This is a genomic window from Candidatus Paceibacterota bacterium (assembly GCA_035530615.1).
Taxonomy (GTDB): Bacteria; Actinomycetota; Actinomycetes; order Nanopelagicales; family Nanopelagicaceae; genus QYPT01.
This window is the reverse complement of record DATKUL010000003.1, coordinates 214336-235107: the sequence shown is the minus strand read 5'-3', so window position 1 is coordinate 235107 and position 20772 is coordinate 214336. Positions and strand designations below refer to the sequence as shown.

Genomic DNA, 20772 nt, shown 5'->3' with positions numbered 1-20772 from the left:
CACTAATGTAGAGCGGTTATGGAAACGCGCTCCTTTACTGACTACCTCCGTGGGCTAGATGACACGGCGCTCCTCTCCATGTTTGCCCTGCGGCCAGACATTGTCTCGCCAGTCCCCCCTGAACTCTCTTCATTGGCTATCCGCGCGAACTCTGCACCAAGCCTTTCTCGTGCAGTTGAAAGTCTCAATGAGTGGCAGTTCCAAGTTCTGGAAGCGTGCACCGCCCTTAATGAACCAATGACCGAGAAAGAAATACTCTCTCTCACAGATACCTCTGCCAAATTTGTCATTCCTCACCTCATCGCAATGGGCCTTATCTACAAATCCAAGGACGGTCTGCGTCTACCCAGCACTTTAAGAGATGTACTAGGCAACGAACCTGCTGGACTCGGTCCCGCTTCCATGGCGAAACTATCGATGAAGAAGTTGGATGAAGCGCCAGAGGCATCGAAAAAGGTTCTAGAACGACTGACCTGGGGGCCACCACGCGGAAGCGTGGGTGACATTCGCAACCCAGGGCCGGGTATTGCCTGGTTGTTAAAAGAGAATTTCCTCATACCGCTGGACCAACGCACCGTTGTGCTCCCTCGTAATGTGGCCCTCTATTTACGCGGTGGGAAAATCCATAAGAACCCCGTGCCAAATCCACCGATTCTCAACGGAAAGAAGATCGAACAGAAAGCGGTTGATCGTGCGGCAATCGCCAATATTGCAACTCTGCTTCGCTGGTGCGAAGAGATTCTCAATTTCTGGTCGGAGGAGCCACCTAGTGCATTGCGTGCCGGAGGCTTGGGCGTCCGTGACCTCAGAGCAACAGCACAGCACCTGGGAGTTGATGAAGATTGCGCTGCGTTCGTCGCAGAACTCGTCTATCTCGGTGGACTTGTTGTTATCGACACAGACGATCGAATACTCCCCACTCACGCTTTTGATCTCTGGCTCACGCAGAGTCCACAAAGTCGTTGGCGCAATCTGATTTCACTCTGGCTACTAACCTCACGGGTCAGCGGACTCATTGGGAGGGTGGAGTCAAAGAACATCGCTGCACTCGGTCCAGAACTAGATCGCATCAATGCGGCAAGTGCTCGGAGAACTACTCTTGGGATCCTAAACGATCATCCCGGCATATCTCCCGACATGGAAAGTCTCCTCGCTCTGGCCAAATGGTTGGCACCTTCGCGCCGAAATTCCTCCATACAGGCCGATTTGGTTCGATGGACAGTTCGTGAAGCTGAGTGGCTCGGAATAACTGGACAAGGCGTCATTTCACGATATGGCGTGCGACTTCTCCAAGCAGATAGCGAACTTGAGATTGATAAAGATTTACCAAAATCCATTGATCACATTCTCATCCAGGCAGACAACACCGCAATAGCGCCTGGCCGCCTGGAAATTGAGATCGCGCGAATTCTCGATTCCATCGCTGATATTGAAAGTCGCGGCGGCGCCACCGTCTATCGATTTAGCGAAACGTCGATTAGGCGAGGACTAGATCATGGCCGGACTGGGGAAGAAATCAAAGACTTCCTAAGGAAATGCTCGAAAACTCCCCTTCCACAACCACTTGATTACCTCATTACAGATGTCTCTAAACGACATGGTCGTCTCCGTGTCGGCAATACAAGTGCATACCTGCGCTGCGAAGACCCGACTCTCATCACGCAAATTCTTAGCGACAAGAAACTCGAAGGATTACCACTTCGTCGGATTGCACCCGAAGTTCTGGTCTGTGATCTTGAAGCAAATGAAATAGTTCCAGCTCTTCGTCTGGCAGGGTATTTACCAGCTGCGGAATCTGGTTCGGGAATTCTTCTCACTGGCCAGCGCCTCAATCGCGCCAAGTCAAAACCTCGTCCACCAAGAGTGATGGGGGATATCGAAAATCCCGCGGAGGAGGCACTCCTAGCAGCGCTCCGCTCACTGCGTGCAGGAGAGCGATCAAGTCATAAGCAGAATTCACTTCGGAAAATTGCGGCCGACGCCCTCGGCTCGCTTCCAAGAACGAGCGCAAATGAGACCTTGGATCTCCTCAACACATTTATAAAGGAAACTCGAACTCTCTCCATCGGATATGCCGATAACAACGGAGCTGTGACGCACCGGATCATTGATCCGCTGAGCATCAGCGCCGGCTCCCTTATTGCGCGCGATCACGGCACCGGCGAGATTCAAACCTTTCGAATTCCGCGCATAACTGGCGTTGCCCCACTTTGAGTACCCCAGTCGAGTCTTCAATTCCAGCCAAGATAGGGAAGAATGGCGCCCATGAGTAGTGCTTCCATGCTGACCGAACTAGAAACATTGGTGCGCTGCGAGTCCCCCAGCGAAGATCTTGCGGCCTGTTCTGAAGTAGTACAAGTCGCCAGCGATATTGCCTTGCGAGTTCTCGGCAAGCCCGCCCGAATTCGCAGCGTAAAAGGACGTCCTGTCTTCTGGTGGGGGAATGAAAAGCCACAAGTTGTCCTACTGGGACACCTGGATACCGTCTGGCCCAAGGGCTCTTTCCAACCACTCTGGGACGTAACCGGGGATGTCGCGCGGGGTCCGGGAATTTTCGATATGAAAGCGGGATTTATCCAGGCGCTCTTTGCACTGCGCGGAGTGGACGGCTCGATTGCCCTCGTTGCGACAACGGATGAAGAAACGGGCAGTGCGACATCTCGAGAAATGATTGAGGAAATCTCTCGATCAGCACAAGCGGTACTCGTGCTGGAGGCCTCAGTTGATGGAAAGGTCAAAATTGGCCGAAAAGGCACGTCTATGTACCAAATATCCGTGCATGGCAGGGCAGCGCACGCCGGTCTCGAACCGGAAAAGGGAATTAACGCCACTACCGAAATGGCCTCGATTGTTCTGCAGATGGCAGCTCTAGAAAACCCGTCACACGGAACAACGGTTGTACCTACTGTCCTTCGCGCGGGCAACACCACAAATACCGTCCCTGATCTAGCAACCCTCGATGTCGATATTAGGTCCTACTCAAATGCAGAATTAATCCGCATCGACCAAGCTATCCGCACACTTACGCCCCAGAATTCGAACGCGCGGATTGAGATTTCCGGCGGCCTCAATCGTCCGCCTCTTGAGCCAGCTTCCACTAAATCTTTGTATGAACTTGCCGCAAAAGTTGCCAAGGAGATGGGCTTCGAACTCGGAGCTGCGAGTGTTGGTGGTGCCAGCGATGGAAACTTCGCCGCAGCTGCTGGTGCCAATGTACTCGATGGTTTAGGTGCTGTGGGGTCGGGGGCGCACGCCAAGGACGAGTGGGCTAGCGTCAAAGAATTTTCGACACGGAGCGAATTCCTCCACCAATTTATTAAAGTGTTGCTTCATGAGTGATGGACCACTAATCGTCCAGAGCGATAAAACTCTTCTCCTTGATATCGATCATCCTTTAAGCACTGAGTGCCGCCGCGCTATCGCACCATTTGCAGAGTTAGAACGTTCGCCCGAGCACATTCATACGTATCGGCTAACTTCGCTTGGATTGTGGAATGCCCGTGCAGCTGGGCATGACGCAGAACAAGTGATCGACACTCTCATTAAGTACTCTCGCTACGCGGTGCCTCATTCCATTCTTGTCGATGTTGCAGAGACAATGTCGCGATATGGCCGTTTGCGTCTGGAAGCAGACCCAGTACATGGACTTATTCTCGTAACCACGGACACCGCGGTACTAGAAGAAGTGATCCGCGCAAAGAAGATTGCCCCTTTGCTGGGCGCCAGAATTGACCCGCAAACAACCTGCGTACATGCCAGTCAGCGCGGTCATATCAAGCAGGCGCTCTTGCGACTTGGATGGCCAGCCGAGGATTTCGCAGGATACGTCGATGGGCAGGCCCATGAGATTGCACTCGTCGAAGACGGATGGAAAGTTCGTCCATACCAAATGCTCGCGGCAGAAGGCTTCTGGCACGGCGGTTCAGGCGTAGTTGTACTCCCCTGCGGTGCAGGAAAGACCATTGTTGGCGCTGCCGCCATGGCGCATGCAAAAGCAACCACTCTTATTCTTGTCACCAATACGATCGCGGCTCGTCAATGGCGCGAAGAGCTTCTTCTGCGAACCACCCTGAACGACGATGAAATCGGAGAGTATTCCGGATCCAAAAAGGAAATCCGCCCAGTCACAATTGCCACTTACCAAGTGATGACGAAGAAAAAGAATGGCGTCTACGCCCACCTTGATCTTTTCGATACTCACGACTGGGGACTAATTATTTATGACGAAGTCCACCTTCTGCCCGCCCCTATTTTCCGTTTCACCGCCGATATCCAGTCGCGTCGCCGCCTTGGACTTACGGCGACCCTCGTTCGCGAAGATGGACTAGAAGGTGAAGTATTTTCACTGATCGGACCAAAGAGATATGACGTACCTTGGAAAGAGATCGAAGCTCAAGGGTACATCGCGCCGGCCGAATGTATTGAAGTTCGAGTGACACTGACTGAAGCTGAACGAATTGCCTACGCAACATCCGAACCGGAGAATCGATACCGTCGCTGCTCGACAACCGTGACCAAAAGGAAGGTTGTCGAAGAATTGGCCAAGCACCACGCCAATGACCAAGTACTTGTTATCGGGCAGTACATCGACCAACTTGATGAGCTCGCAGAGGTACTTGACGTACCACTCATTAAGGGTGAGACACCTATTAAAGAGCGTGAACGACTTTTTAACCTATTTCGGAAAGGCGAAATCAAATGCCTTGTCGTTTCGAAAGTAGCAAACTTTTCCATCGACTTACCGGATGCAACGGTGGCTATTCAAGTCTCCGGTGCATTTGGATCAAGACAAGAAGAGGCACAACGCCTTGGCAGAATTCTGCGTCCTAAGCCAGATGGGCGGACCGCACGATTTTACTCCCTGGTTTCACGTGACACTATCGATCAAGACTTTGCCCAGAATCGTCAACGCTTTCTCTCCGAGCAGGGATACTCGTATCGAATTATTGATGCCGACGACGTTTATCAAGGGAAGATTTGAATCTATCTGGGTCGACTCGGAAAAAATCGTGATGCTCGCCGTCAATATGAATCACCGGTACTTGCTCGCCATAGGCTTTCTCCAGAGCAACATCCCCGTCAATGAACCGCTCTTCTATATCAAATTCTCTTTCATTTTGTAGTAATTCCAGCGTACTGACAGCAACTTCACAGAGATGGCAGCCATGCCGGCCGTAAACAGTTACGAGAGGACGCATCATCGACCTTTCTGAGCGACCAACGCCGCCTCTAATAGCACCACTAATAGCACTGTAGCCCACGATCGCGGCACCCTCTCATCCTGATACCTTTTCCCAATATGAAAACTGACCTACGTAACCGAATCCGCATCAGCTTTGCTCTTGTGGCGGTACTTGCTGGGTTCGTAAGCGCCCCCTCTGCTCCTGCGCTGTCTGCCTTTCATGAAATCCCATCCACTATTTGGGGGCACACGTACGCAGGATCTGCAACCACATATGCAACCGCAGCGAAAACTTCAAGTACCAACCTGGAGAAGCAGAGCAATTTCGTCGTCACCTACAACAATTTCCCTGAGTGGGCTAAGAGAGATGTACAAGCCGCAATCGATACCTGGTCGGCGAATTTCGCATCAAGTGTCCCAATTTTGGTGGACGCAACTTGGGGTCGCTCGTCCTCTTCTGGAATTCTGGGGAGCGCGCGTCCCGGCAACTATTTCTCGAATTTTGAAAACACACCGGATGCAACCCTCTGGTATCCCTCAGCTCTAGCAAATGCAATTGCGGGCAAAGATTTGGACCCAGCAAACCCAGAGATAGTCATCCAGGCAAACTCAGATGCGGCTTGGGACATGCGCAACGATGGCGCACCAACGAAAACTGAATATGACTTGGAATCCGTCTTTATCCACGAACTTGGCCACGGGCTAGGTTTCCTCTCCACGAATGCGTTCGATCCATATTTCAAGTATGGAATCCTCGATCAGCCAACTGCCTTTGATGCCTACGCGCAAACCCTGGACGGCCAACGGCTTTCCGACTTCCAATCCCCCTCGCATGACTTAGGAATCGCACTTACGAATACTCTCGTGTGGTCTGGACCGTTAGGAATCGCGGCGAATAATGGTGTGAAGCCGCTTCTTTACACTCCATCTCGGTATGAAGTCGGATCTTCTGTTAGCCATCTTGATGAAGCAACTTTTGCCTCCTCGCAAAATGCAATCATGACTCCCGATTTAGGATCGGGTGAGGTCTTTCACGATCCTGGTCCATTGTTAGTCGCCATGCTCACGGACTTAAGAAATAAACCACCCGCCGGTATCCCCAGCGCAATTCCGCTTCCTCCACAAAATCCCTCTGCGTTGGTTGGAGACCGTTCGACGATCATAACTTTCGATCTGCCCGCCAATGTGCGTCGCGCCCAAATAGCCGAATACGGGATCAGAAACGAGAAAACGGGCGAGCAAATTACCACCACATCAAGTCCGGTTTTTGTCTCTGGGCTAAAAAATGGCGTTACCTACAGCTTCTCCATCTTCGCAAAGAACGATCTAGGACAATCCGAAACGGTCCAGACAAATCCAGTCACACCACAAACCGCGTGGAAGGCGACTATTTTGGATGCAGGTTCTGACGGAAAGCACATAGCTTCCACACTTTTTAGATCTCAACCCGCAATTGTTTATACATCGAGCACAAGGAAGAATCTCAAATTGGCCCTCTGGACTGGCAAAATCTGGAGAAAGATCACGGTTGATGGGCGAGGTGGCACACTCGGGAGAACGGTTCACGACACATCTGGGCCCGTCTCAGTTTGTGTAAGTGGGAGCAATCGAAATCAGACATTACACATTTTCTATTCCGATCTCGTAGATGATGATTTGCGCCATGCAACATACGACGGCAACAAATTCAAGTTTGAGATCGTCGATGGAAATGGACCCATCGTTCAACCATACGATCAGCCAAACAGAGTTAGGACCGCAAGCGATGTAAGCATTAGCAATGCGTGTGCGAGTACTGCAATTGGCCTACAGGTTTTCTATCGCGATGAAACGCAAGGAATTCTGCTTGGTGCGTTCAAAGGGGTGACTGGAAAATGGGCATACGAGCTAGTTGACGGCGATAGAAAGACTGACAATCGAACCACTGGCGATGTTGGTACTCATTTAAGTGCCGTCGCCGTAGGCTCTAAAGTAAGTGTCCTCTACGACTCGGTACTCCAAGTCAATCAACAGAAACAGGTCATCGCTGGTGAAGTCCGACTTGCAACTAGAGCAGGAAATTCGCCACAGTGGAACTACCGAACTTTGGATGCCTCTAACGGCGCGATTGCTGTTGCAGGTTATGGAGTCTCCCTCAATAAGACGGCTGCGGGTGTCATTGCGAGTTGGCTTACCGCCAGCCGAATCTCAATTCCACAACCGACTCAAATCCGATGGGACAATGTTTCCGACCCGACGCTTCCCGTGACACTCACAACCGAGAATTATGGACTCCCAAACGCCCAACTCAGTATTGATACTCGAACCTTAATTTTTGGATGTCAGAGTCGGCTATGCGCTGCCGATCTCAGTTCCGCCGGAGCTAAAAACTCTATTCACCTTATTTCAAATGTACGAGGCACTCTCACCCAAGATAGTGCTTGGGTGAGAGTCAATAAGGTGCGCTATGCGGTGGTTTCGGTCGCAGGTAAAATAAGCCTAGTTAGACCCTAGGAATAAGGAGAGAAGATGTATTACTTGGCGTTGCGACGCTGAATACGGGTTTTCTTCAGAAGTTTCTTATGCTTCTTCTTGGCCATCCGTTTACGTCGCTTCTTAATAACTGAACCCATACGCCACTTTCTCCTTTTGATTTAATGCTTGACCCTCTAAGGGGGTTACATTACCTGGTCAAGGTATGAAAGATGGAAACGCCCAAAGCGCCCCTGCCTAGGACCACAACTCCCAGGTCTCGGGTATATCCAATGGAGACTGGCGTGCCAGCAACTCGATATGCACCAGTAATAGCCCCTTTAGCGTCAAATGCAATCATTACAGAGGTCTGGCTGGCTGGCTTCCAACCTTTTACCCCTTGGATGAGGGAGGTAGATGAGAAGAGGGCAAAGCGGGAGATGACTCCATCGGCCGTCATCGCTGGTGAGGATGACGGGTAGCGGGTAGTCCAGGTTGGCACAAAGGTGGAAGAGAACTTCGTGACGACGGCTTCCATTTTCCCAGCCGTTATTGCGTCACCACCAAGGAATAACGAGTTGGTTGCACTCTGCCATGATCGGGTACTTTTCGCATTCGAACTCCGGATGACCTTGCCGAGTTTTCCTGTCTCCAAAACTGAGGAGATGATTCCATCTCTCCGACCCATCAATTTTGTTCCTGAAATTGATTCAGAACTAGCCCCAAAAATACCAACTGTGTTCTTTGCCATTTTCACCAGGGCGTTTAATTCAGTGTCCACCCTCCCGAGGTTCATGGGTTTGCTCATTACTCCACTCAAATCGGATGTGGCATAAAAACCAGCGCTGCCCGACGTGGTGGACGTGATTCCAGCAAAGGCAACTCCAGAAGAAGTACCGATCGCGGCTCGTACCAGAACTGGTCGACTCATCGCCAGGGTGAAAGTCCCCAACAAGTTTCCACTTCGTGAAACCTTCCAGGCAATCACGTTTGTGAGATCGAGGCGTTGCGGCAACGCAGGTTCAACCTGAACCGAATCAGGATTGAGCGCGATGGGAGTTGGAGTGGTCGAAGGAGCAGAAGTGGCTGTGGCAGTGTCAGAAGGACTCGGGAGGGTCGCAGTGGCTGAGGAGCCAAGAACCCAAATACTTCCCCGTGCATCTATCGTCGCAGCAGTCGCGATTTCATTCTGCCCTGAATCGAGTGCGAGAGACCACTGAACTTGTCCAGTTTCGTCGAGCGCCTGCACATATCCGTCGGTGCTAACCACCCCAGTCACGTTTCCAAACAGGTAGATGTTTCTGCCTCTCACGAGCATTCCGTACGTTTGATCTGCACCGGAAAGTTTCGTGATGAGTGACATAGGTTGAATAGCAACGGCAGGAGTCACGCCCTGGGCAGCCATTGGAAGAGCAACTAGGAGTATTACGGAGACCAAAAATAGGGAAGCTTTCTTCATGATCGCCTCGTTAGGCCAATTCTTGCGAACGATCACGTGCTGCGACCATCGCCTTTTTCACTATTGCCGGCAGATCAGATTGCGAGAAGGAAGCAATCGCAGCAGCCGTCGTTCCATTTGGACTTGTCACATTCTGACGAAGGGTTGCGGGGCTTTTCTCAGAAGCAGACAGCAATTTTGCCGACCCAACTATTGTCTGGATCGTCAACTCGGTTGCAATCGCTTCGGAGAGTCCAAGGTCTACCCCAGCTTTGATCATTGACTCCACAAAATAAAAGAAATAGGCCGGACCTGAACCACTAACCGCCGTGACCGCATCCTGCAAACTCTCATCAACTTCGACAACTCGGCCCGTGGCGGAAAGAAAGTCGCGGACAAATTGAGATTGTTCGGGCGTTACATTTGGGCCAATTGAAATTGCTGCCATTCCCTCGCCAACCAGTGCAGGCGTGTTTGGCATCACGCGAATTACCGGATTTGCCGAATCTAGAAGATGTGAAATGAACTCAATGCGCTTTCCGGCGACAAATGAAACGAGCAACGTCGTTGGGCGAATTAGACCCTTCATCTCAGATAAGAGAGATGCCATATCCTGCGGTTTAACGACAAGGAGCATTACTTCGCTCATTGCGACATTGCTCTCCAAGTCAGCGACTCCTACCCCATAAGTATCAGTCAATTCGGCCGCACGTTCTTCGCGCTTCTCCGAAATGGTGATGGCCTCGGGTCTGACACCCGCTGAGATCATGGCGCTGATAAGCGCTTCACCCATAATGCCCGCGCCAATCACACCAATGTGTCCAGGTTTGTCGATGCTCGTCATGTCTCAAGGCTACCCGCAACTGATGTGCGTTATGAAGCCATAGCCCGTAGGCTCTGAGACTATGTCCGAAATAAAGCCAGGCTTCGCTCGTGATTGGATCGAATTTACCGATCCTAAAGACGAACTTGAAATATACAAGTGCGACTTAACTTGGCTTACTTCATATTGGACCTGTATTTACGGAGATGGCTGTAAGGGAGTTTTCGCCGATCGCCCCAATGATGGTTGCTGTACTGAGGGTGCAATGTACTCAGACGAAGACGACGAAGTTCGAGTTCAGAAGGCAGCCAATTTACTTACTCGCGATATGTGGCAGTTCTATGACCGCGCACATACCGATCTCTCAGGTGGTTCTCTGCAAATCTCAGAGACAGATGAAGAAAATGAACGCAAGACACGAACGGTCGATGGATCATGCATCTTCCTCAATCGCAAAGGTTTTGAGGCGGAAGGATTCACTGGAACTTTCGGATGCGTACTTCACCACCTCGCACAGAAAGAAGGAAAACACTTCGTTGATACAAAACCGGATGTCTGTTGGCAACTTCCACTCCGTAGAAGTTTTGAAACTCGCGAAGTCGGCGAGCGCGAATACTCAATAACGGTCATTGGCGAGTACGAACGTCTTGCCTGGGGCGACGGCGGAGACGACTTCGACTGGTACTGCACGAGTAATACCGAGGCGCATGTTGGCCTCAAACCTGTGTATATCTCCAACCGGAGCGAACTCATCGCACTCTTGGGCCAGGATGTCTATGACATTTTGGTGAAGTACTGTGATGAGAGAGTCGCCGCAGTCAAAGAACTCTCAAAGCGCCAACTCCCCCTATTCGTGCTTTCCCACCCCGCCTCAATCGCATCCGGGCGGATCTAGTCAGACCTTCGCTCTAGGCTGTCCCCATGGCAAAACCCGAGAAGGACCCATACCGCTGTTCCGAATGCGGATGGACAACCAACAAATGGGTTGGTCGATGCGGAGAGTGCCAGGTGTGGGGCAGTGTCGAAGAGATTGCCGCACCAAAACGCCTCTCGCTCGTGCCCGGTGCGGTGACAAAAGATGCCTCCCCTATCGGTGAAGTTGACCTCTCCAGCGCTGCTGCTCGTTCAACTGGTGTATCGGAGTTAGACCGCGTCCTTGGTGGGGGGTTGGTTCCAGGTGCAGCGATCCTTCTCGCGGGCGAACCAGGTGTTGGAAAGTCGACGCTTCTCCTCAGTGTTTGCGCAAAGAGCGCGTCGCGCGGAATGCGCGCGCTCTACATAAGTGGTGAGGAATCAGCTTCACAGGTGCGGCTTCGCGCCGAGCGAATCGGTGCGGTCGATCCCCTTCTCTGGATTGCTTCTGAAAATGATCTCGGTGCGGTTATCTCGCACATTGATTCGGTAAAGCCGGACCTACTTATTATCGACAGCATCCAGACAATGAGCAGTGGAGCCGCCGAAGGCGCCGCCGGCGGAGTAACTCAAGTGCGCGAAGTCGCAGCCGCACTCATCCGGCTTACAAAAGAGCGCGACATCACGCTCTTACTTGTCGGTCATGTTACGAAGGACGGTTCAATCGCCGGTCCCCGCTTGCTCGAACACATTGTCGATGTCGTACTCCAATTCGAAGGCGAACGCCATTCACGACTGCGACTTATCCGTGCAACGAAGAATCGCTTCGGGACAAGCGATGAAGTTGGCTGCTTTGACTTACATGACGGTGGCATTGAAAGCGTTGCGGATCCAACTGGACTATTCACTTCACGACACACCGAACCGGTACCAGGCACGTGTGTGACGGTGACATTAGAAGGCCGTCGCCCACTACTTGCAGAAATACAAGCACTCGTCGGGGCCGGTCGCGAGAACGATTACGGAAATGCCCGCCGAGTCACGAGTGGACTTGATTCTGCACGTACATCAATGACATTGGCCGTCCTTGAGCTCCGCGCCAATATTAGGATTGCTGGCCGCGATGTTTACGCCGCAACCGTCGGCGGAATGAAGATAACCGAGCCAGCGGCCGACTTGGCCCTCGCCCTAGCAGTCGCATCCGCAGCAAAAGGATTAGCACTTCCTGGAGATCTGGTTGCAATCGGTGAAGTCGGACTTGCGGGCGAAATACGAAAAGTGAGCGGTGTCGATCGGAGATTGGCGGAGGCATTTCGTCTGGGATTCAAGCGCGCTCTCGTGCCAACGGGAAGCGACACAAAGATAGATGGTATGGAAATTGTTGAAGTTTCCAGACTTGACCAGGCACTTCAGAGGGTGAAGATCACTGGGGAATGAACTCCTTACTTCTTACCCGAGCGGGCTCCAACCGCCTCTCTCGAGAGATCCAAAGCCGCCTTCGTATCTCTCCAGTTTCGCTGGGCCAGTGCGACGCAGAGACAATCCACAACAGTTAATTGTGCGATGCGACTGGCTGTCGCTCCACTTCGAAAAGTGGTTTCTCGGGCCGATGTATAGAGGACAACATCTGCAAGAGCGGTAGAAGGACTGCGCAGACCATTGGTAATCAGAACAATCTTCACACCACGTGCTTTGAATTCAGTAATAACATCGACAATATCAACGGTTGTTCCACTATGGCTAACGGCCACCAGAACATCATTGGGTTTGAGCAATGAGATCGAAGTAAGGGCAGAATGGGCATCCCTCCATGCAATCGCCTTCTTACCCAGTCGATTCAACTTCAACTGCAAATCCATCACCACATAACCACTGGATGCCACGCCGATCAACCCAATTACATCCGCTTTCTCCCAAGCATCAACGGTGGCCACAAAACTATCTACATCGAGGCGCTCAGCTGTAGATTGAATGGCTCTTGCATCCGCTTGCGAAATCTTGCGAATGACTTCCTCTGGTGAATCCTGAATGGTGATACCACCATCAAGTTCACTTCCATGAATTCCGAGGTGCTCTCTCCGACTCAAATCGCCGACAAGAGCCATGCGAAAATCTGGAAACCCCTTAAAACCCATGGCCTTGCTAAAGCGAACAACAGAGGCAGCTGAAGTTTCGCTAAATGTCGCCAGTTGAGAGATATTCATCCCAGCCACCTCGTCAGGATGATCGAGGACCGCATGCGCAATCGCCGCCTCGCTTGCGTGAAATGAAGAGAATGAATTGGCAATATCTCCTAAAAGATCTTGGTAATTTTTGGATATCTGCCTCGTACCATCATCCATAACCATAGTGTCCCCTTAGCCGTGAATCTTCTGGTGAATTGCCCTCAAAAAAGGTTGCCAGAGCAGTTCCGTGACGGGTATTTCTCCTTCACAGTGAAGGCGGTTTGTCAGGAGAGTAGCCACGCAATCATGCTCCGGAGAGAAAGCAAGGACAACACCGGGGAAGCCGGTGTGCCCAAAAAATTCAGAGGTACACCCCTCGTAAGTATCAGTCCAGCTCCTCAAACCAAGTTGCTGGCCAGAATCAGGGCCAGTTGTGAGGAACTCACTTGTGACTTTTCCAGAGTAACTCCCCTCATCTCGCGCACTTGCATTCATCACTTCGCCAAATGTCAACATATCTTCGGCATCCGTGAAAAGTCCAGCGTGTCCGGAGACTCCTCCGAAGAGGTGAAATGCATTTCCATCATTGACTTCGCCGACTAACACGTGAGTTCGCCACCGATTGAATTGCGTGGCTTCCTCCGGAACTGGAAATGGAATCTTGGAAACAACCATCTGCTTTTCAATTACATCCCCAAGGGATGTAGCAGCCACGGGGACACCCGGCCGTGGCCTTGCATACCATGTTGCATTCATGCCAAGAGGTTGTAGAACCAGATTCTTCACCAAGGTAGGCAAATCTGCACCGACTATTGAGATGAGAATTTGCCCGAGTGAAATGAAGCCAAGATCAGAGTAATGCCGGCCTTCACCTATTGGATATCTCAAGGGCATCCGGGCAATTTCCTCAACTATCATCGCAGGGTCGTGCACCGAAATGTAAAGTGGTCGCCATTCCCATAATCCGCTTCTGTGGAGAAGTAGGTCACGCACCGTTATTTCGTATTTATCGGAATTTGACCATGCACTTAAATATTTCGATGCTTTAGCATCTAAGGAAATTTCACCTACATCGACCAATCGCATTATCGAAGCCGTGGTTGCGAGAACTTTGGTAATCGAACCTGCATCAAAAGATGTCTCCACTGTCATGGGCAAAGGGGAATCGAGTCCGAAGATTTGCCTATCTCCATAGGCATCAATTGTTCTGACTCCGCCGACGGAGAGCCCCAGCACCATTCCCGGGACTTGGGTAAGCGTCTGATCAATCAAATGCTTCATGTCAGGCTCACCTCTCCATTGGCATACTTGATCTGGGAATCTGTCGCCCACCAAGATGCATCCAGGTCATGAACCGCATCAGGCGCAATGGTGGCCGCCAATGCTGCGGCGGCATACACGCCTCGATCACCCTCCATCATGCTTCCAACCAGGGCTTTTACTCCGGCTTCTTTGGCTATCTCAGCCATTTCAAGTGTCGGAGAAATCCCGCCAGATTTAAGAAGTTTGAGATTTACGAAATCCACCGCATCCAACTCAATGAGTTCATGAAGGTCTTGCATGGTAAAACATGATTCATCGGCCATGATCGGCACATCAGTATTACGGCGAATCTGCGCTAACGCCGTCTTATCCTTCGCAGGAGTTGGCTGTTCCAAATATTCAATGATGAGCCCTGCCGACTCAACCCTTTTCAAAAAGTCAAGGGTGTGCCCTACTGTCCACGCTTGATTTGGATCCACCCTAATGCTCGATAGATCCCCAACCATATGATCGATCAACTGAAGTTTTTGAACAGATAACTCGATTGACTCCATGGCAAGTTTCACTTTGTACGAATGAAATCCCTCTGCAATGCGGTTCTGGATTATTGCAGACAGGTCAGCCAACTCGGAGATCGGAATCGTCACATCGGTAGCAATAGATTGCGCTCGGCAACCAAGAAATGCAGGTAAGGATAGATTTTCCATCACCGCGGAGAGATTGAAGAGTGCTACGTCAGCAGCAGCTTTTGTACTCGATACGACCGACAACTCTGCAATACCGGCGCACAGTTCACGTGCAGAGGAGAATGTAGAACCACTAAGAAATTCCTTTATGGGCCCATTTAAATCAACAAGTATCATCTCCAGGGTATCGCCGGTAATTGCTGGTGTCTCAACTGCCTCACCGTATGCAATAAATCCATCATCTGTTTCAATCTTGAATTCAATTACTTCAAAGTTTGTGACAGTGCGCAAGGATGTTCGGAAAGGTTCCTTCAGTTGGCGCAACTTAGTTTGAATAGAGATGCGACTAACCGAATTCATCGAACCTCCAAAAATTGAGTAGGCTAACTTCCATGGAATTCACAATTCGCACTGGCGCAGCGGAAGACATTGATGCCATCGTCCGGATTTTTCGTTCTTGCTGGACGAAGTCATACCGTGATGTACTGAATGAGGAAGTTCGAAATGCCATGACGGAAGAGAGAGCATACGAACTTTGGTTACCGTCTTTATCTACACATGCTGATCGGGAGACTCTCGTTGCCTGTATTGATGATGCTCCCATCGGAATTGCTCGCATAGGCTCCGATCCTGATTTTCCGTCTCGAGGACACCTATTTTCTTTATATGTAGACCCAAAAAGTGCCGGAAAGGGCTTTGGACAGGCGCTCCTCACCGCTGCACTAGATAAATTATCAGTGCGTAAATTTAGTGAAATCTCACTCTGGGTTTTCAAAGCTAATCCTGGCGCAATCGGCCTCTACAAGAAATTGGGCTTTGCACCTACTGGCAGAGAGCGCACAGATCCTCGTTGGCGCACTCTGGAAATGGAACTGCTTCGCAGCCAAGTTACTTCACAACTCTAATTCTTGCCGGCTTAACATCAAGCGGTGTTGGCACGACAAAAGGCCCTGAGCCGGGTGTCAGTGAACCAAGGAGTCTCTCGCCATCCGCCCCGGTGCAACTCGGTATCTGGCCAGGCAACCCATGAAGAGTGAGATATCCAATCAGCGCGAAGGTGATTGACTCTTTTGCTCGTGGATCTATTCCTAATTCGGAGATCGATAAGACTTTACATTGTGTTAAGCGATCCTGCAGTCGCTTCATCATGACCGGATTCGCACTTCCGCCACCTGCAATGAATAGTTTTGAGAGGGAGTTTCTCTCCACTTCACGTGCCACCGTTTCGACGGTGAGCTCCAATAATGTGGCCATCAGGTTTTCGATATTCCACGAATCCACAGGACCTGCATGAGTGATGAGATACGGAAGATGAAATAGTTCTTTGCCAGTGGTTTTTGGGGCGGGCAAAGCATAATAAGGCTCCGCAAGAAATGAGTTGAGGAGTTCGGTATCAACAGTTCCTGCGCCTGCAACTTTCCCATCCTCATCAAAGGAGACGCGACCTTGCGAATGGGCGGAGATTGCCGCATCAAGTAATCCATTTGCCGGACCGATGTCATAGGCAATCGGAAGGACCGATTTTCCAGCAATTGTTATATTCGAAATTCCGCCCAAGTTAAGGGCACCTTCTGGACTTTCACTGTGGCCCAGAAGCAATTGATCCAAAACACTCACCAGTGGCGCCCCATGCCCACCCGCGGCTATGTCGCGGGAGCGGATGTTAGAGAGCACCTGCACTCCCGTTTCTTCGGCAATCCATGAAGCCTCTCCGAGTTGTAACGTCCCCTTGGCTTTGTGGCTGGCATCAATCCAATGAAAGAGTGTCTGTCCGTGTGAAACTATGAGATCGGGCTCAAAGGAATTTTCTGCAATTGCCTTCTGAGCGGCACGTGAAAAAGCTTGGCCGATCAAGGTATCCAGGACGCATACTCGCTCCATATCAATCGAACGAGGAGGCATTGAATCAGCGATCAATTGATGAAGTTCATCTGAATACTCAAGGGATGAAAAACCTACTTGCTTGACTTCGATCACGTCGCCCACCTGTGTGAATTCGCAGCAGGCGACATCTATCCCATCGTAGGACGTTCCGGAAATCATTCCAATTACTTTCATTCACTAACCTCCGGACATGCAACGTAGTGTTTCGGCGAAACTTCTAGTAAGAGAGGCACTCGAGTGCTGCACTCCGGCACTGAAATCGGACAACGCGCATGAAAGGCACAGCCAGTTGGCAAGTGTGCCGGATCTGGTACTTCACCTTGAAGTGTCTTTGAAAGAGTCTCGGGGTTTCCAATAATGCTGTGATCGGGCATAGCAGCGATAAGAGCTCGGGTGTAAGGGTGCAGCGGCCTTTCAATAATCTGATCCCAACTACCAAACTCCACTATTTTTCCTAAGTACATCACGGCAATTACATCGCTTACATAGCGCACCATTGCTAGGTCGTGACTGATAAAAATGTAAGTGAGTCCATATTTGGCACGCAAATCAATTAAGAGATTCATGACTTCTGCGCGTACCGAAACATCCAAGGCAGACACTGGCTCGTCCAGAATGAGAAGATCTGGCTCAGATGCCAGAGCTCGCGCAATACTCACTCGTTGTCTCTGTCCGCCCGAAAGTTGATGAGGGTAGCGATTTTTTAGATCCGATGTAAGACCGACGATTGAGAGAAGCTCCTCCACGCGTGCCACGATTTGATTCTTCGGAACCAATTTATGCACGGTAAGCACTTCAGAAATCGCGGCACCAATCTGCTGGCGTGGGTCTAGCGATGAGTACGGGTCTTGAAAAACTAATTGGACCCTGGAGCGAAGTGGACGCATATGATTCTTCGCCTTGTCAGCAATTTCGCCACCCTCCCACGTGATTTTTCCAACTGTTGGCCTCTCCAGGCCAGAAATCACACGAGCCAGGGTGGATTTTCCACAACCGCTCTCCCCAACGATGCCAAGGGTTTGACCGTTCTCTAAAGAAATGGAGATGCCATTGAGAGCATTAATGAGGGTGCCAGTTGCAAGAATCTTGTACTGCTTCTCGACTTTTTCAATATTTAGGCTCATATTTTGGCCCCTATGGGATGAAAGCAGGAGACACTCTTTTCAAGAGTCCCGACGAGTTGGGGGATCGTGCTGCGGCACTCAGGTGTGGCTTTGAAGCAACGCGGTGCAAAGGAACAAGATTGACCTACGAGCCAGGGCTTCTGCGGAACCCCAGCAATGGAGGTGAGACGTTTACGCTCTTTATCAGCGGTCGTTGGAAGAGAGGAGAGAAGTCCATAGGTATATGGATGTTGCGGATGGGTAAAGATCTCTTTCACGGTACCCGCTTCCACAATGCGGCCGGCATACATGACTATGAGTCTGTCGACCAAGTTAGCAACGACTCCGAGATCATGGGTAATCCAGAGCATGGACATGTTCCGCTTGCGTCTCTCTTCGGCTACCAATGCCAAAATTTGTTGTTGAATCGTGACATCGAGGGCCGTTGTCGGCTCATCGGCAATAAGTAATTTGGGAGAGAGAATGAGAGCCATCGCAATCATCACTCGTTGACGCATCCCTCCCGAAAATTCATGAGGATAACTCTCCATAGCGCGAGCGACATCGGGAATGCCAACTTCCATCAAAGCATCACGTACCCGCTGCTCCGTATTGCTATCCACCTTTTCATGGGACTCAATGACCTCTCGCAGCTGCTTGCCAAGTTTCATAACGGGGTTCAACGCCGTCATAGGATCTTGATAGACCATGGAAATATCAGATCCTCTTATCTTGCGCATCTCCTCCGCTGAGATGGCGTTGAGATCAATCCCGTTGTACTTTATCGACCCTTGTGTCACTGCAACGCCGCGCGGCAGAAGTCCAAGTATCGAAAGCGCGGTAAGCGTCTTACCAGAACCGCTCTCACCCACTACGCCAACGGCTTCGCCTTCGCGAATCTCGAAGGTGACATCGTTGATGAGGATGCGTGGATCTTGAATAGTGGAGATCGCGAGATTCTCTACCGACAGAAGCGGAGTACTCATGAACTCCTCCGCGCCGGATCCCATGCGTCACGGAGTCCATCGCCTACAAGGTTAAGTCCTACTACGACCATGGTGATGAAGAGGGATGGGAAGACGAGAGTCCACCACGCAAATGCCGCCAGTGACTGTGCGTCAGCGACCATGAGACCTAACGAGGCATCAGGTGGTTGCGTGCCCAAGCCCAGAAAGCTCAGACCAGACTCAGTCAGGATCGCCCAAGAGAGTGAGAGTGCAGTCTGGACGACAATTGGGGCAGTGACGTTAGGGAGAATATGTTTGAGGAGAATTCGCGGCGAGGAATATCCAAGAATTCGCGAGACTTTGACGTAATCCATCTCCTTCACGGCCAAGACCGGCCCGCGCGCTACTCGAATGAAGATTGGCGTGTAAACAATGGCAATGGAGAGCGCAGTATCAACCCAAGAGTTACCCAAGCTATTTACGATCGCCAGAGCCAAGAGAATGGCAGGGAAGGCAAAAATAACATCGCTCAGACGCGTAATGAGCATGTCGAACCACCGACCCAGATAACCACCCAAGATCCCCAGGGTGACGCCGACAAAGGCCGCTATTGAGACCGCCACTATGGAGACGGTTAATGAACGACGAAGTCCATCCAAGGTTCGAGAGAAAATATCTCGGCCAAATTGATCAGTGCCAAACCAATATTTCCCTGACGGTCCCTTCAAAACATCATTGACATTCTGGTTCAAGGGATCGTGCGGCAGCCAACCAAAAGCAGAGCAGAGTGCTCCAATGACCATAATGAAAACCAAGATCGCCCCAATAATTCCACTTGTACTCTGCAAGTAGTAGTGCAGTCCGCCCTTGGTCCCTGCCTCTTTTCGCTTCATCACTTAATCCTCGGATCGATCTTTCGATAAATGACGTCGGTCAGAACGTTGATAGTCACGAACATAATCGCAAAGATCATGACGCTGCTCTGTACGGTTGCGTACTCACGTTTGGTGATCGCATCCAAGACTTGTCGGCCCATTCCTGGCAGGGCAAATATCTTCTCAACAATTACGGCGCCACCTAGCAAGTACCCGAATTGAATTCCCGTCATTGTGACAATAGGAATCAAAGAATTTCTAAGGACGTGGCGAAATTGCACCTTACGTGGCGGGACACCCTTGCCGTGGGCGGTTCGTATGAAATCTTTATCTACCGTCTCCAATAGAGCTGAACGAGTGGTCCGCATAATGGGAGCAGCCACGGCGATACCGAGGACTAGGCCCGGAAACATCATCTGTTGAAAATTAACCCAGGGGTCTTCCCATGGTGTCATGTACTCCAAACCATTTGGAAAATAATGAAAAACATTGGCCATGATTGTCACCATTGCAGTGCTCAATACAAATCCCGGAATCGCCAATGCCAGCAAACCAAATAACTGTCCACCGAAGTCGCGGAAACTGCCGGGTTTACGAGCACTGAACATTCCGATGGCAATACCCATGATGACACCCAAAATGGTGCCGATGAGTGCAAGTTCGATCGTCACCGGTAGCGCTGACTTGGTCAACGCCATGACAGAGACGCCAGTTGAGAAAGAATATCCAAAGTGCCCGGTCAGAAAGCTCCCCATCCAAGAGATGTACTGGAGAAAGAGGGATTGATCGATGCCGTAATAATGGCGCAGTTCGGAAATTTGACCTGGTGTTAATACTCCAGTCTCAATCCCGAAAGAGCCGGTAATCGTGTCGCCTGGAATGACCCGAAGAACCAGGAAGACAAAGATGGAGATACCAAAGAGTGTGGTGATGATGCTGAAGATACGTAAGGTAATAGCAGAAAAGAGGAACCGTTGCAGTTTAGTTACGCCCTGCATCTCCGGTTACTCCCCTCTTTAAGAATTCTTCGAATTAATTACGAGACTTGCCTGCGAAATGCTAAGAAATGGGAACGGTGTGGAGATAGAAATCTACACACCGTT

General features: G+C 50.8%; 19 protein-coding genes. 7 read left to right on the top strand and 12 right to left on the bottom strand.

Annotation, left to right across the window (positions count from 1 at the left end; all coding sequences use genetic code 11):
• Positions 1–18 precede the first annotated feature (18 nt).
• The 3 genes from VMW30_09640 to VMW30_09630 are packed head-to-tail and all read left to right on the top strand — an operon-like array spanning position 19 to position 4981.
• Positions 19–2214 (top strand): helicase-associated domain-containing protein, encoded by a 2196-nt coding sequence (locus VMW30_09640; GenBank protein HUW88614.1) that lies wholly within the window; start codon positions 19–21, stop codon positions 2212–2214.
• A gap of 51 nt (positions 2215–2265) precedes the next feature.
• On the top strand, positions 2266–3339 hold the full coding sequence (locus VMW30_09635) for a M20/M25/M40 family metallo-hydrolase (protein ID HUW88613.1): 1074 nt from the start codon (positions 2266–2268) through the stop codon (positions 3337–3339).
• Positions 3332–4981, top strand: coding sequence for a DNA repair helicase XPB (locus VMW30_09630; GenBank protein ID HUW88612.1), 1650 nt, complete (start codon positions 3332–3334; stop codon positions 4979–4981). The genes VMW30_09635 and VMW30_09630 overlap by 8 nt, the downstream gene beginning before the upstream one ends.
• On the opposite strand, the gene VMW30_09625 is transcribed toward VMW30_09630, so the two are convergent.
• Complete coding sequence (locus VMW30_09625) at positions 4944–5261, bottom strand: glutaredoxin family protein (GenBank protein ID HUW88611.1); 318 nt, start codon at positions 5259–5261, stop codon at positions 4944–4946. The two genes, VMW30_09630 and VMW30_09625, sit on opposite strands and share 38 nt — an antisense overlap.
• 38 nt (positions 5262–5299) lie before the next feature.
• On the opposite strand from VMW30_09625, the gene VMW30_09620 reads away from it, so the two are divergent.
• A complete protein-coding gene (locus VMW30_09620) occupies positions 5300–7675 on the top strand; it encodes a fibronectin (protein ID HUW88610.1) in 2376 nt (791 codons plus the stop codon).
• A gap of 20 nt (positions 7676–7695) precedes the next feature.
• Here the strand turns inward: VMW30_09620 and VMW30_09615 are convergent, their stop codons facing one another.
• The 3 genes from VMW30_09615 to proC are packed head-to-tail and all read right to left on the bottom strand — an operon-like array spanning position 7696 to position 9915.
• A complete protein-coding gene (locus tag VMW30_09615) occupies positions 7696–7794 on the bottom strand; it encodes an AURKAIP1/COX24 domain-containing protein (GenBank protein ID HUW88609.1) in 99 nt (32 codons plus the stop codon).
• A 50-nt stretch (positions 7795–7844) separates the two neighbouring features.
• Positions 7845–9092 carry a hypothetical protein gene (locus VMW30_09610; GenBank protein HUW88608.1) on the bottom strand — a complete coding sequence of 416 codons (1248 nt, stop codon included), beginning with the start codon at positions 9090–9092 and terminating at the stop codon, positions 7845–7847.
• A 10-nt stretch (positions 9093–9102) separates the two neighbouring features.
• Positions 9103–9915 (bottom strand): pyrroline-5-carboxylate reductase, encoded by an 813-nt coding sequence (gene proC / locus VMW30_09605; GenBank protein ID HUW88607.1) that lies wholly within the window; start codon positions 9913–9915, stop codon positions 9103–9105.
• A gap of 61 nt (positions 9916–9976) precedes the next feature.
• On the opposite strand from proC, the gene VMW30_09600 reads away from it, so the two are divergent.
• Together VMW30_09600 and radA are read left to right on the top strand one after the other, a co-directional pair.
• The gene (locus VMW30_09600; GenBank protein ID HUW88606.1) at positions 9977–10789 is read left to right on the top strand and encodes a hypothetical protein; all 813 of its coding nucleotides are present in this window, start codon (positions 9977–9979) and stop codon (positions 10787–10789) included.
• Between the two features lie 26 nt (positions 10790–10815).
• Entirely contained in the window at positions 10816–12183 is a 1368-nt protein-coding gene (gene radA, locus VMW30_09595) for a DNA repair protein RadA (protein HUW88605.1), read from the top strand.
• 5 nt (positions 12184–12188) lie between these two features.
• Here radA and VMW30_09590 read toward each other — a convergent pair whose 3' ends face one another.
• The 3 genes from VMW30_09590 to VMW30_09580 are packed head-to-tail and all read right to left on the bottom strand — an operon-like array spanning position 12189 to position 15220.
• Positions 12189–13088, bottom strand: coding sequence for a MurR/RpiR family transcriptional regulator (locus VMW30_09590; GenBank protein ID HUW88604.1), 900 nt, complete (start codon positions 13086–13088; stop codon positions 12189–12191).
• Positions 13089–13103: 15 nt separating this feature from the next.
• Positions 13104–14192 carry a serine hydrolase domain-containing protein gene (locus VMW30_09585; protein ID HUW88603.1) on the bottom strand — a complete coding sequence of 363 codons (1089 nt, stop codon included), beginning with the start codon at positions 14190–14192 and terminating at the stop codon, positions 13104–13106.
• Complete coding sequence (locus VMW30_09580) at positions 14189–15220, bottom strand: enolase C-terminal domain-like protein (protein ID HUW88602.1); 1032 nt, start codon at positions 15218–15220, stop codon at positions 14189–14191. Before VMW30_09580 ends, VMW30_09585 begins: the two co-directional genes overlap by 4 nt.
• Positions 15221–15252: 32 nt before the next feature.
• Here VMW30_09580 and VMW30_09575 point away from each other — a divergent pair, with 32 nt between their 5' ends.
• Positions 15253–15765 carry a GNAT family N-acetyltransferase gene (locus VMW30_09575; GenBank protein ID HUW88601.1) on the top strand — a complete coding sequence of 171 codons (513 nt, stop codon included), beginning with the start codon at positions 15253–15255 and terminating at the stop codon, positions 15763–15765.
• On the opposite strand, the gene VMW30_09570 is transcribed toward VMW30_09575, so the two are convergent.
• Genes VMW30_09570 through VMW30_09550 form a run of 5 tightly spaced genes read right to left on the bottom strand, consistent with a single transcriptional unit; the run spans position 15749 to position 20667 of the window.
• On the bottom strand, positions 15749–16918 hold the full coding sequence (locus tag VMW30_09570) for an anhydro-N-acetylmuramic acid kinase (GenBank protein HUW88600.1): 1170 nt from the start codon (positions 16916–16918) through the stop codon (positions 15749–15751). The genes VMW30_09575 and VMW30_09570 overlap by 17 nt on opposite strands.
• A complete protein-coding gene (locus VMW30_09565; GenBank protein HUW88599.1) occupies positions 16915–17868 on the bottom strand; it encodes an oligopeptide/dipeptide ABC transporter ATP-binding protein in 954 nt (317 codons plus the stop codon). The genes VMW30_09570 and VMW30_09565 overlap by 4 nt, the downstream gene beginning before the upstream one ends.
• Positions 17865–18833, bottom strand: a complete 969-nt coding sequence (locus tag VMW30_09560; protein ID HUW88598.1) for an ABC transporter ATP-binding protein — start codon at positions 18831–18833, stop codon at positions 17865–17867. Before VMW30_09560 ends, VMW30_09565 begins: the two co-directional genes overlap by 4 nt.
• Entirely contained in the window at positions 18830–19687 is an 858-nt protein-coding gene (locus VMW30_09555) for an ABC transporter permease (protein ID HUW88597.1), read from the bottom strand. The genes VMW30_09560 and VMW30_09555 overlap by 4 nt, the downstream gene beginning before the upstream one ends.
• Positions 19687–20667: an ABC transporter permease gene (locus tag VMW30_09550; protein HUW88596.1), complete on the bottom strand. Its 981-nt coding sequence runs from the start codon at positions 20665–20667 to the stop codon at positions 19687–19689. Before VMW30_09550 ends, VMW30_09555 begins: the two co-directional genes overlap by 1 nt.
• Between the last annotated feature and the right edge of the window lie 105 nt (positions 20668–20772).

Excerpts from the sequence above, each read along its gene's own strand:
- VMW30_09640 (HUW88614.1), top strand. The coding sequence starts at position 19 with ATGGAAACGCGCTCCTTTACTGACTACCTCCGTGGGCTAGATGACACG.
- VMW30_09635 (HUW88613.1), top strand. The coding sequence starts at position 2,266 with ATGAGTAGTGCTTCCATGCTGACCGAACTAGAAACATTGGTGCGCTGC.
- VMW30_09630 (HUW88612.1), top strand. The coding sequence starts at position 3,332 with ATGAGTGATGGACCACTAATCGTCCAGAGCGATAAAACTCTTCTCCTT.
- VMW30_09620 (HUW88610.1), top strand. The coding sequence starts at position 5,300 with ATGAAAACTGACCTACGTAACCGAATCCGCATCAGCTTTGCTCTTGTG.
- VMW30_09615 (HUW88609.1), bottom strand. The coding sequence starts at position 7,794 with ATGGGTTCAGTTATTAAGAAGCGACGTAAACGGATGGCCAAGAAGAAG.
- VMW30_09610 (HUW88608.1), bottom strand. The coding sequence starts at position 9,092 with ATGAAGAAAGCTTCCCTATTTTTGGTCTCCGTAATACTCCTAGTTGCT.
- proC (HUW88607.1), bottom strand. The coding sequence starts at position 9,915 with ATGACGAGCATCGACAAACCTGGACACATTGGTGTGATTGGCGCGGGC.
- VMW30_09600 (HUW88606.1), top strand. The coding sequence starts at position 9,977 with ATGTCCGAAATAAAGCCAGGCTTCGCTCGTGATTGGATCGAATTTACC.
- radA (HUW88605.1), top strand. The coding sequence starts at position 10,816 with ATGGCAAAACCCGAGAAGGACCCATACCGCTGTTCCGAATGCGGATGG.
- VMW30_09590 (HUW88604.1), bottom strand. The coding sequence starts at position 13,088 with ATGGATGATGGTACGAGGCAGATATCCAAAAATTACCAAGATCTTTTA.
- VMW30_09585 (HUW88603.1), bottom strand. The coding sequence starts at position 14,192 with ATGAAGCATTTGATTGATCAGACGCTTACCCAAGTCCCGGGAATGGTG.
- VMW30_09580 (HUW88602.1), bottom strand. The coding sequence starts at position 15,220 with ATGAATTCGGTTAGTCGCATCTCTATTCAAACTAAGTTGCGCCAACTG.
- VMW30_09575 (HUW88601.1), top strand. The coding sequence starts at position 15,253 with ATGGAATTCACAATTCGCACTGGCGCAGCGGAAGACATTGATGCCATC.
- VMW30_09570 (HUW88600.1), bottom strand. The coding sequence starts at position 16,918 with ATGAAAGTAATTGGAATGATTTCCGGAACGTCCTACGATGGGATAGAT.
- VMW30_09565 (HUW88599.1), bottom strand. The coding sequence starts at position 17,868 with ATGAGCCTAAATATTGAAAAAGTCGAGAAGCAGTACAAGATTCTTGCA.
- VMW30_09560 (HUW88598.1), bottom strand. The coding sequence starts at position 18,833 with ATGAGTACTCCGCTTCTGTCGGTAGAGAATCTCGCGATCTCCACTATT.
- VMW30_09555 (HUW88597.1), bottom strand. The coding sequence starts at position 19,687 with ATGAAGCGAAAAGAGGCAGGGACCAAGGGCGGACTGCACTACTACTTG.
- VMW30_09550 (HUW88596.1), bottom strand. The coding sequence starts at position 20,667 with ATGCAGGGCGTAACTAAACTGCAACGGTTCCTCTTTTCTGCTATTACC.